The organism is Mucilaginibacter sp. (assembly GCF_039935595.1).
GTDB lineage: Bacteria > Bacteroidota > Bacteroidia > Sphingobacteriales > Sphingobacteriaceae > Mucilaginibacter.
Genome location: NZ_JBDTJZ010000132.1, coordinates 1 through 11,781, shown reverse-complemented (window position 1 = coordinate 11,781; position 11,781 = coordinate 1). Strand labels below are relative to the sequence as shown.

At 38.3% G+C, this 11,781-nt stretch carries 9 protein-coding genes and 1 pseudogene; 1 reads left to right on the top strand and 9 read right to left on the bottom strand.

All coding sequences use genetic code 11. The annotated features are described in order from the left end of the window. The 9 genes from ABI367_RS09000 to ABI367_RS08960 form a co-directional block, all read right to left on the bottom strand. Window positions 1–824, bottom strand: an 824-nt coding sequence (locus tag ABI367_RS09000; protein WP_462227470.1) for a RagB/SusD family nutrient uptake outer membrane protein, incomplete at its 3' end; no start/stop codon positions are given. A gap of 24 nt (window positions 825–848) precedes the next feature. After that, a complete protein-coding gene (locus ABI367_RS08995) occupies window positions 849–4,328 on the bottom strand; it encodes a SusC/RagA family TonB-linked outer membrane protein (RefSeq protein WP_462227468.1) in 3,480 nt (1,159 codons plus the stop codon). Between the two features lie 165 nt (window positions 4,329–4,493). Further along, window positions 4,494–5,585 carry a FecR family protein gene (locus ABI367_RS08990; protein WP_462227467.1) on the bottom strand — a complete coding sequence of 364 codons (1,092 nt, stop codon included), beginning with the start codon at window positions 5,583–5,585 and terminating at the stop codon, window positions 4,494–4,496. A 171-nt stretch (window positions 5,586–5,756) separates the two neighbouring features. Further along, complete coding sequence (locus ABI367_RS08985) at window positions 5,757–6,329, bottom strand: RNA polymerase sigma-70 factor (protein ID WP_462227465.1); 573 nt, start codon at window positions 6,327–6,329, stop codon at window positions 5,757–5,759. A gap of 297 nt (window positions 6,330–6,626) precedes the next feature. Then, entirely contained in the window at window positions 6,627–7,271 is a 645-nt protein-coding gene (locus ABI367_RS08980; RefSeq protein ID WP_462227464.1) for a uridine kinase family protein, read from the bottom strand. Next, window positions 7,264–8,160 (bottom strand): DPBB and LysM peptidoglycan-binding domain-containing protein, encoded by an 897-nt coding sequence (locus tag ABI367_RS08975; protein ID WP_462227462.1) that lies wholly within the window; start codon window positions 8,158–8,160, stop codon window positions 7,264–7,266. Before ABI367_RS08975 ends, ABI367_RS08980 begins: the two co-directional genes overlap by 8 nt. Before the next feature lie 21 nt (window positions 8,161–8,181). Beyond that, the gene (locus ABI367_RS08970) at window positions 8,182–8,934 is read right to left on the bottom strand and encodes a DUF4905 domain-containing protein (protein ID WP_462258071.1); all 753 of its coding nucleotides are present in this window, start codon (window positions 8,932–8,934) and stop codon (window positions 8,182–8,184) included. Between the two features lie 110 nt (window positions 8,935–9,044). Continuing rightward, on the bottom strand, window positions 9,045–10,526 hold the full coding sequence (locus ABI367_RS08965; protein WP_462227460.1) for an OmpP1/FadL family transporter: 1,482 nt from the start codon (window positions 10,524–10,526) through the stop codon (window positions 9,045–9,047). Window positions 10,527–10,547: 21 nt separating this feature from the next. After that, entirely contained in the window at window positions 10,548–11,402 is an 855-nt protein-coding gene (locus tag ABI367_RS08960; protein ID WP_462227459.1) for a hypothetical protein, read from the bottom strand. Window positions 11,403–11,554: 152 nt separating this feature from the next. Between ABI367_RS08960 and ABI367_RS08955 the strand changes: the two are divergent. Continuing rightward, window positions 11,555–11,781 (top strand): annotated as a pseudogene (locus ABI367_RS08955) (proline--tRNA ligase); the annotation flags it as partial.

Sequence of the window (11,781 nt, the reverse complement as noted above, 5' to 3'; positions counted from 1 at the left end):
AAAGTGGCAGCAGCAACAGCCCATCTGTTAGGGTCTGCAGTAGCAAAGTGTACCATATTGTTTGGATCGGGCAGTACATACGAGCCGGAGTTAAATAACGGGCTTGCAGCATATAATTGCACCCAGCCTTTAACCATTAAAGCTGCGCCTAACGTGGCTCTGCCTGCATCAGGGTTACCTAGGCTGTATTTTACTGCCAGTTTGCCATCGTTAATAACAGCATCCAGTTCGGTGGTTATGAAATTCTCGGTTTGCTCAAAGGTACTGCGCGGATAAAGTATGTCGCTGCCATCCGCGTTATTAAGCACTGTGGTAATAATTGGCAAACCACCAACATGTTGCCATAACATGGCATACCAGTAAGCTCTTAAAAATTTAACCTCGTCCAAACGTTTAGCAGCCCAGGCCGGGCTGAAAGCGCTACCTTTGTTTGCGGTTACTTTTTGAATAAAGGTATTACACCTTCTTATACGTGTGAAGGTATTTCCCCAGTTGGCATAGCCTCCTGCGCCAAAATCATCAAATGGTACGCCGCCATCAAAACTTGGGCCTACAATCCCTTGTCTCCATCTCCATGAGCGCCAGTAAATGCCGCCATCATTATCGTCTGTAAAGTTATCCACATAATCGGGTGTATTATGCATTTGTGTAAGCTGTCCGTAAAGACTGTTCAGAAAAATGTCGGCATTTTTTTCTGAAGCCCATTGCGCATCATCTGAGATTGCACTTTTATTAAGGTTCTCATTCAGATACTTTTTACAGGAAAACGTACTTAACAGAACGCCAATTACGGCTATTCTGACTAAAAATTTCATACTTTTCATATTCGTTTATAAATTAGTTTTTAATTAAAAAGTTGCATTTAAACCAAAGGTCCATGTTCTTTGCAATGGCCATAAAACATCTGAGTTAGTTCCAGAACCTACTCCAGTTTGACCATTTTGGTTGGTTCCGTTGCCTCCAGCTAATTCTGGGTCAACAAATTTTATTTTGCTGAAAGTTAACAAGTTTTGTCCGGTTACATACAACCTAATCGATTTGATCTTTAATGCTTTAACTACAGATGAAGGAATTGTATAACCTAAAGTAGCAGTTTTTAACCTTAAATAACTACCATCTTTTACCCAAAAATCAGAATTCTGTGTATCATTACTGTAAGGTGATGGAGATGCCATTGGATATTTAGCGTTCATATCATTTTGCGGTGTCCAGCGGTTGTTAAAATATTCGTAACTGGTGTTACTGCTATTGTTACTGAAAGGAACAGTTAAAAATCCCTGGGTGCCAATAGATGTTTTAGCAGCCCCCTGGAAGAAGAAGCTGGCATCAAAGCCTTTCCAGTTAGCGGCTAAGGTAAAGCCATAGGTAATTAATGGGAAAGGGTTGTTACCAATAAAGGTTTCATCATTTGCGTCTATCTTACCATCAGGTACGCCATTAGGGCCAGAAAGGTCGGCATATTTAATGTTACCCGGACGTAATGTACCGAATTGAGTTACATTATAACCATCGGCAGCATTAATTACACCATCACCGTTTTTATCATCAGATAAATGGAATAAACCCAACGATTTATAACCAAACTGGGCGTTTAATGGACGACCGGTTCTGCGGCGGTTAGGGTTGTTATATGTAGCAGCGCTTTCAAATGTTTGTATTAATTTGTTATTAGCATAGGTAAAGTTACCGTTTAAACTTAACTGTAAACCATTATCAAACCTGTGGTTAGTACCGGCAGAAATCTCAATACCAGAGTTTTCCATTATTCCGGAGTTAACCTGATTCAGGTTTGTTCCGTATTCGCCCGGTACAGTAGTTTGAGGGTTAAAAAGCATATTTGAACGTTTTTGCCTGAAATAACCAATATCCAAATTTAACTTTCCATTAAATAATGATGACTCAAAACCTACGTCGGTTTTATTTGCAATTTCCCAGGTGATATAAGGGTTAGCCTGGTTGTTTGGCGACGAACCTTGTACGGTAGTGCCGTTAAATGCATAAACGTTATTGCTTAAACCATATGAGTCAACAAACTGGAACGGATTACCTGCAAGGTTACCGGTACGGCCCCATGATCCTCTAATTTTAAAGTAATTTAACCATGTGATACCTTTCATGAAGCTTTCGTTGCTTAATATCCAACCGGCAGAAAATGCAGGGAAGTAAGCATACTGTTTACCTGGCGCAAAATAATAAGATCCGTCATAACGGCCTGTAGCCTCAACGGTAATTCTGTTATCCCAGGTATCAGAAACACGATACACATAACCAACCTGGCTGCTGCTTCTTGAGTTACCACCAATGCTGTAGTCATTTTTGTTTGAGCTACCAAAATCTAACTCATCTATATCTAAATTGTAGTTATTGATGCGGGTATTAAATTGATTGTTCTTGGTGTTTATGGCTTCAGCTACCACTAAACCTGTAATATCATGTTTACCAAAGGTGTTATGATAATTTAAATATCCCTGGTAGGTAAAGTTTTGAGCCCTGTCATAATGTTCCTCCAAATAAATATAATTATTTAAACCCTCAGATGTTGATGCAAACCTGTTGAAAACACGTGCACTTGGAGCATCAGCTAAATTTGTGCCATAATAGTAATACGGTTTGTGAAATAATTTACGGTACCAGTTGTTAGGGTCATAACTAACAACACCTTTAATGCTTAAACCTTTTATAGGTAATTTTTGTTCAAGGCTGGCAGTCATGAACTGCTGGTTGTAGTAGCTTCTGTTATAACCGCCCGACTGTAAAGTAGCATACGGGCTTAAACCAACTGAAGCACCCCATAAGCCGTTACTGTATTTATAAGGGTCTGTAGGGATATACTTAAAAGTTGAACGCAAAAGGTTGGTTGGGTTTTGGTTGGGGTCAATGTTACGATCTACTTCAGCTGATCCGCTTATTGACATATAGAAGGTGGTAGTATTGGTAACCTTTGCTTCCATATTCATGTTGTAAGAATAACGGGTATAGTCAATCTGCGGGAACATACCACTTTGATTAAAGAAACCTACCTGGCTATAATACTTCACCCTGTCGTTACCGCCGCTTACCTGTGCACTATGGCTCTGCATTGGCGCATTAGGTTTAATAAAATCAGTAGTATTGTTTATCGGGTATTTGTCCGGATCCGTTTGGTGCAATGTAGCCCAATTAGCAATAGTGCTGGCGGGTATTGTAGCTACCTGCCCATAATTAACAGCCGCTTCATTAATTATAGTCTGATAATCCGGTGCTGTCAACGGATGAGGCAGATAAGTAGCGTTTTGTATGCCATAATATGAATTTAATGAAATAACTGGCGCACCTGTTTTACCTTGTTTGGTAGTAATTAAAATTACACCGTTTGCACCACCTAAACCGTAAGGGGCAGTTGCAGCAGCATCTTTCAATACAGTTACAGTTTCAATAGCGTTAGGGTCAATCTGGTTGATATTATCACGTTTTACGTTATCAACAACAATCAACGGGCTATTATTACCAACTGTGTTAACACCACGTACCTGTATTATACTATTACCGGCGCTACCAGGCTGGCCACCGTTTGACGCACGACCTGTCACACCTGTAACCCTACCTATAACTGAGTTGGTAATGTTAGGTACAGGAGCTTGTACCAGTTCAGAACCTTTAACACTACTAACGGCACCGGTAACGGTAGATTTCTTTTGTGTACCGTAACCTACAACAACAACCTCATTTAAGTTTGATGCTGTTTCTGTTAATGAAATGTTAAGGTTAGTTTGGTTACCAACAACTTGGTCCTGGCTGCTATAGCCAACGTACCTGAACGAAAGTACAGAGCTTGAACCGGCAACTGAGATCCGGAAATTACCATCAATATCAGTAACCGTAGTATTTGAAGGGTTATTTTTCTCTTGTACAGTAACCCCTACTAATGGCGCACCTTTACTGTCAGTTACCTTACCACGTATTGGGGTGGCAACTGCATTTATGGATGATTTAATAATTACCAGGTTGTCTGTAGTTATCTCATAAGATAATTTAGTGTCTGCTAATAATTTAGGCACTACATCCGTTATAGCAGCATCGTTAAATTGAACGTTAATTTTGCTGTCTATGCCATTAAATAAAGCGTCATTATACAAAAAGCGGTAATTCGACTTTTTTTCAATTTCCTTAAAGGCCTTCATTAAGGATACATTATTCAGTTTGATGTTTATTTTGTCCTGACTGTATCCTTTTGAGAAACTTTGAAATGAAGATATTATGACAAGCAGCAGTATACATTTTGACATAATGAGAAGTTTTGATATACGTTTGTTACGCGCCATATATGCGCTGTAAAACATTTTTTTCATAATTTAGTAATTGGTTAGTTTTAACTATGATATTTTAACTGTAAGTAGTTAAGACAGCGAGCCTTAAGCGGGAAGTTCTCTACAACTTTCCGCTTTATTTTTAAAGCTATCTTTGAGGGTGTGTAGCTTTTCTTATCTCATATTTTCTCTCCTTTTTTTAAGTGTTTATTTATAAATGGTGATTTTGTTATTTGTAATTTTATATTGAAAGTTACCGGTAGCTTGCAACGCTTTCATCGCATTATTTATGCTTTCACCTTTAAAACTTCCCGAAAACATCAGGTTTTTTACATCGTCGTCCTCAAAATCAATAGTCACATTATAATAGCGTTCCATTCTTCCTGCTATATCATCAAAGCTTTCAGATGTAAAGGCAAGTTTCTTCTCCATCCATTGCGCTTCCTCGGGTAAGGCTTCTTTTCCGTTATAATGAATATTTGTTAAGGTAATTAATGGAACTTGCGGCTTTTTGATAATGCCCATGCTTAACAATGGTTCCCGGATAGTGCTAATTACACTACTGGTAGGTTCGTTACGTACAACTATTTTTTCAGATGGTTTAAGCGTAAGTTTCTTATCAGGATTGTTAACCAGCGTTACTTCTATTGATCCTCTTACCAACGCCGCCTCCGAAGTTTTATCAGTTGAAAACGCACGAACATTAAAGGCAGTCCCCAATACTTTTAAACGTAAAGAAGCCGTAGTAACAATAAATGGATGTTTTGCATCTTTAACTACATCAAAAAAAGCTTCTCCTACCAAATTTACTTCACGGTATTTTTGGCCAAATTGCTTTTTATAAGTTAGCTTGCTATTTGCATTTAACCATACTTTTGATCCGTCGGGTAACGTGATCTTGCTTGTTGATCCGTCAGGGGCCTGTACAATCGAAGTATACAAATCAATATTATTGTTATAAATATCTGTTGATAGTTTAATAGCTACTAAACAAAAAGCAATAACTAAACTTGCAGCAAGCCAAAAAAAGTAATTATTATTCTTCTTTTTATTGATGGATATTACCTGGGTTTTAGCAGCGGGTAAATTCTTTTTAAAATTTTCCCATTTTTCTTTTATTTCCTCGGGTGTTTTATCGTTAGGCTGATTATCCAACAGCCACATCTCTTCCAGTTCGCGTAATGGGTATGCATTGTCAACGCACTCCGCCATTAAGCTCTCCAGCTCGGTAAGTTCAGCCGGTGTTGCATTGCCGGCTATTTTTTTACCAATTAATACCCAAATACGGTTTGCGTCCATTAGTAATAGGATACATATTAAGTATAATACCCTAGTGTGTTTTTAATTATTGTTAAATTTTCATCAAGTAATTAACAATGCAATAAATATTTGTATTTTAAATATTGATATTATATTAAAATGGTAATTATTAATAGGAAGAAATAATTATGTAAAGAGGGTAGGCTTAAATTATTTAGTTAAAAGTAATTTAAAATCAGATGATATTGTAGTGCTTATTTTTTTTAAGGCGTTACCCATATGATACTCAACATTTTTTATGCTGATATCTAATATCTCGGCCACTTCCTTGTATTTTAATCCGTCCTCCTTTACCAATTTAAATACTAATTTACATTGAGGAGAAAGCTGCGATATAGTGGTATTTATTTTCTCCATAAACTCCAGTGCTATCATTTGCTCCTGAGCGGTAGGGCTCATATCCTCAATCTCAATAGTTATATCATTAATATCAACATTTGATATTTTACTTGAGCGGCTTAGATATCTTAATGAAGCGTTTTTTATCGATACGTATAAATAAACTGTAAAATTATTTATATGAGACAATTGCTTTCTTTTTTCCCAGATATTCATCATTACATCGTCATATATCTCTTCTGCTATTTCTTCAGATTTAACTATAGACAGTGATAATCGCAACAATTTGTTGTAATACGCTGTATAAATTTTTTCAAAATACGACTCGTCATCGTACAATGAAATCTTATTAATAGCATCTTGTATATCTTCGATATTCATCATATGTAGCTGCTTGATACCTGCGCAAAACAGGTGGGTAATGCAGGTATTAAAACAAAAAAAAATGCAATTATATAATTGGTTTATAACTTGATAATAAATATAGAGATATATAAATGACAATCTCTAATATTTTTATAAATTTAAAACATTGATTGTCAGCGATTTAAAAATAAAGGCTTATTAGAAAATATTTTTCAGGGTGCATAAATGTTACATTAATGTAAATAACAATATTGCAATCGATTGCAATTCGCCGTAAACGTCATGTTGTTTTAAATTAAAAAAAGGTGCCTTTTTTTAACCTTTAGTAACTAAAACTTTTTCTCTTAATTCTTTTGATAATTGTTCAGTAACAGACAATATTTCTTCGACGGTATGCGTGTTATTGAGGATAACTTTATCGCATTCATTTTTGTAGGGTAATAAATATTCTTTGTAGGCCGGTACTACATGGTTAACCCATTTATATAATACATCGTCATTTGAATAGCCGCGTTCAATCAAATCGCGTTTTAATCTACGTTGTAAGGCAACGTCTTCATCGGCATCAACAAATATCTTCATGTCGAGTAAATTTGCAATGCCCTTAAAGTGAAGTATAAACAAACCTTCAACTATTAATACCGGGGCCGGTTTTATTTCTAATAATTGCGGGGTTAGGCTAGGGTTGTTAAATGTGTATTCTTTTTTATAGATGGTTTGGTTATTGAGCAGTTTATATACATCATTTTCAAAATGGTCATGGTCAATAGTATCCGGCAGGTCAAAATTGTATAATTTATTTTCTTCTGCTGTCATATTGTGTGCCACAGGGATATAATAGTCATCCTGCGATACCAGGCAAACCTCATCGGGTGTAAAATGATCAAGAAACCGTTTTAAAAAAAAAGTTTTACCTGAGCCGCTGCCACCGGCAATGCCAACTATAAAAGGTTTATTCATTAGGGCTGCCGTAGCTAATGTTTACATGTACACGCTTATCTAACGCGCCAATTGATTCGGCAACATTTTTGGTCATCACTATTATAACATCTTTTGTGGCTTCGCTATCATTAATACGGCCCACAACTTTGGCAAAGGTAGTACGACCTGTCATCGGGTTAGTGATTTTTATAACCGTACCAATTGGAGCAGTGCGGTGCAGCGCCAGTTTTTTTGCTGCGTCAAGGCTGGGATCATCTATCCAGGTGGCTACGCCTTTTTCATTTTTTTCAAAAAGGCCAAACTTATTTGCTCCAATCCGTCGGTCAATACTTCCGCTATCTGTATCCAATACCACCGTTGTCGAATCGCGTTTTACAACCGGGTGCTGTACAACAACAGGGGCTGGTTGGCCACTGCGTACTTTTAATATCTGGCCCGGTATTATGGTGGTGGTTAAATTGTTGAGTTTGGTAATATCGTCTACTGTGGTATCAAAGCGTTTGGCTATACTATATAGTGTTTCGCCTGCCGATACTTTGTATTCCAGCGTTATTATACCTTGTGCAGCGGCGGTTGGTTTTTGTGTAGCTTGTGCAGGTGCCTGTTGCTGTGTTGCCGCCCTTTGCGTAGGGTTAGGTGCCGACTGCAAAAAGGACTGCTCGGTAGGTACCTTAATTATGTTCCCAACTATTAACGATGCGTTATTGTTAAATTGCATAATAACCTGCGGACGTATATTATAACGCCGGCCAATAGAGTAGTAGTTATCTTTTGCATCCAGTTTATGCAATATCACTTTTTTACCGTCTAAATTTTCTATTCCTATTGAGTCTACCAACGTTTTAGCGAAAGTAGAAACAGACAACATGGATAAAGTGGTAATAATTAATAATAGTTTGATTTTCATAATAAATTATAATACAAGTACTTATAGGTTAATAACCTTAATTTCGGACTTGTTTTTAATGTATACTAAACAGTTTTTATATAGTATGAACGACTCGGGTTGCATTTTTTGTATACCATCGTTCAATATATCTTCATAAAAAATGCCCATGTCATTTAATATGTATAAATGCTGTTTTAATATCCCCGCATTAACGGTGTGCAAAGATACAATTCTGAAATTATTGTAATAAAGCGAATGTATAATGTTTCCGTAGGGTTCAACTTTTAATTGCGGGGGCAATGATGTTGAAGGGAAAATATCAGTAGCTTTAATATGGTTATATGGCACAGCATCCTTTAACGGTTCAAACTGCCTTAAGGTTTCGCCTGTTTTAATATCGGTAATGAATAGTTTTTTTGGTTGTATTTGTACATTATATAATACGGGGCCCAATTGTGCTAAACTATCAAATGCGTAAGTATAGTTGCTCCATAAAGTTGTGCCGTTGGTGCCGTCAACAGCAATTACTCCCTTATGCACCGGGCTGGTTGCGGCCTGGTATTGGTGCAGCAGTAGTATCCCATCGTATGCAGTTTCAATACCTATAAGCCACCTTTCGGGTTGGGTAAGTTGGGTGAAATTTATTTTGCCATCGGTTAGGTTAATGGAAGCGAATGATACCTGCTTATCTTCGGTATTTCTTATTTCAAGGAAAAGGGTATTGCTAAGGCTGTCAATTTCCATGCGCCATATTATACCGTTAAACGCCTGGTGTATAAAAGGTGATGGCATCGTCATAATGGGTACAAATATGGAATAAAATTAAGAACAGTAAAATCAGTACCTATTAAAATCAGAAAGCCGGCTCATTGAACCGGCTTTCTTTGTGTATGCAATGTTTTTTAGTATCTGAATCCCAGTGTCAGGAAAACGTTATTTAAGGTTTTATTTACACTGGCCGTAGGCGACGTACTTGAAAGCGTGTATGGCGTTACCACTTGGTTGCCATCAACATGGGCATAGGTTGCATCAATATAATAGCCGCTGTTAAAACGGTAGCCTAAGCCGCCGCTTATAGTATTAATAGCGCTTCCGTTTTGTTTTAGCGGGCTACCCTGCATGCCGTAACCGCCACGTAATGAAAAGTTATTGGTTAACCTTGCCTCGGCACCAACATGCGCGTTAACTGTTGCGCGGTAAGTGCTTTTTATGATATTGTTATCATAAGAGTTGCTGTAATCGCTGTTGCCGTTTAGGTGTGTGGTACTATAATCAACGTATTCAACATCGCCAGACAGGAAACCAAACTGTTTAAGAAAAACAGATAAACCGCCGGCCAGTTTCATAGGTGTGCGCATGGTATAACTTAATGGGTAATCCTGTGGGCCATCCTGATAACGAACACCACTGCTTAAAGTGGTTGTTAAGCCTTCAGAGTAGGTATCATTAATGCTTAAATAAGTAGGCGTGGTAATTAAGGCCCCAAACCTTACAGCTTCGGTAATTTTATACATTAAGCCAAATTTTGCATTTACTCCCGAACCGGAAGTTACCTGTTGCTGACTGTAAACTGAGTTATAATTACGATTAACACCTACAGCAGGCGTGCCCTCTAATATCGAAGCTACACCACTTTCGTAAAAATCATTAGCAACACTATAGGTCAGATCGGTAAGTGCAAGGCCAAAGCCCAGGTATAGTTTATTGCTGTAGTTGGTACCAACGGATAGATCAAACTCCGATTGCCCGCCCGAGCGGCTAATATTGTTTGATTGATTGGCAGGTGTACCGGCCACATTGTTTTTTTGGTAAGTAGCCGGCGACCCGTATAAGTCAATCAGGTTTTGATTATATGCAAAACCTGGCAAGGTACTGCTGCCAATACCACTGCTATTGGCCAGGCTGGCATAATAATCATTAATGGAGCTGGTGGCGTTTTTAGCAGCATAGGTTACATTTTCGTCAAAATTATTGGTACGGGCGTATCCTATCCCAAAATTAAAACTTAACCATCCTTTTGTTTTGTCAACGCCGCGCGGCGTGTTTGCCCGGCTATAAAATACAATAGAAGCATTGTTTAAGTTTAGGTTGTTGTTGGTAGCCGTACTGCTTTGACCCAAATAGGTGGAGTTTGTATTGATCCCATTATATTCGGGGGTTATACTGTATTCAGTACGTGTAAAAAAACCAAGCCCTGCCGGGTTGCCGCTTATTGAGCTTACATCGCCACCTACGGCTGTGCCTGCATTACCTATTGCTTTAATGCGCGACGATGAGCCTGTTTGGAAAGTTGAATAACGTACAGCGTCTTGTGCATATTGCGCAAAACTGCTTTTGCTGATTGCTACTATAGCAATTACACTTAGTATATATTTTATTTTCATAAAGTTTTTAGATAGAATAAATTATGGTCTTACCGGTCGGCCACCACCACCTCCTCCGCCACCACTACTTCCACCCGAACTGCCGCTACTAAAGTTGCCGCCAGAATTGTTTGAAGTGCTAATATTTTGCGGTGCACGAAATATAGGTTGGTCTTGTTGTGGTCTGGAGTCTCTGACAGCACGTGCGCCTGAGCCATCAGCATTACGCTGCATAACCCCGTTAACCACACGGCCCTGCGAAGTATTGCCACGTAAAATTGTAGTGTTTTGAGATGGCAGGTTGGAGCGTATTGACCTATCAACTATCGGATTATTGCCATTGGCATAAACCGGACGGCTGCGTTGGCCGGTAGTACCGCCGCCCCATAAAAAGCCGCCGCCATAACCGCCTATGCCGTAACCACCACCATATCCTAAACCATAGCCGCCGTAACCACCTAAACCATAGCCATAACCATCATAAAATGGCGAATAACCATAACCCAGATCGAAATATGGTGAATAACCATAGCTGTAATAAGGCGAACCATAACCCAGCCCCATACCTAAGCCCATGCTAAACCGGCTACCATAATACGGACTGTAACCATAATAAAGCGGATCGCCATAATCAAAAGGAGAGTAATAACCAAAACGGTTTATGCGCGACGCATAGTCACCATAATAATAGTAATCGTCGTCTTCATTACCCTGCTGGCTTGCTAAATAGTCAGCATCATTAATATATTCTGTTCTATCGCCAGCTTTGGCTTTAGTATAATAAACATCATCGTCATTAATAGGATTAGAGGTTTTGGTAAGCTGCGTAGTTGAGGAGCAGGAACTCAGCACAGCCGCGCCGATGAGAATAATTCCTGCAAAAAGGTTACTTTTCATGATATATCTATACTAATTTGTATGGTAAGGATAAATTGGTTTATGTTAACTTAGACTATAGTTGTATAATAAGGTTTAATTAACTTATTAAATTTATAAATTTGACCACAATATTAAGTAATTAAACAGTCAAATTCTATTCCACAAATTTTATGAGTAAAGGTGTTGTAAGTAAAGATGAAGATTATTCGCAATGGTATAATGACCTGGTGATAAAAGCCGATATGGCCGAATATTCGCCCGTTAAAGGTTGTATGATCATTAAACCCTATGGATACTCCATTTGGGAAAAAATGCAAGCCGTGCTGGATAAAATGTTTAAAGAAACCGGTCACGTCAACGCCTATTTCCCGCTTTTTATTCCAAAATCCTTCTTCTC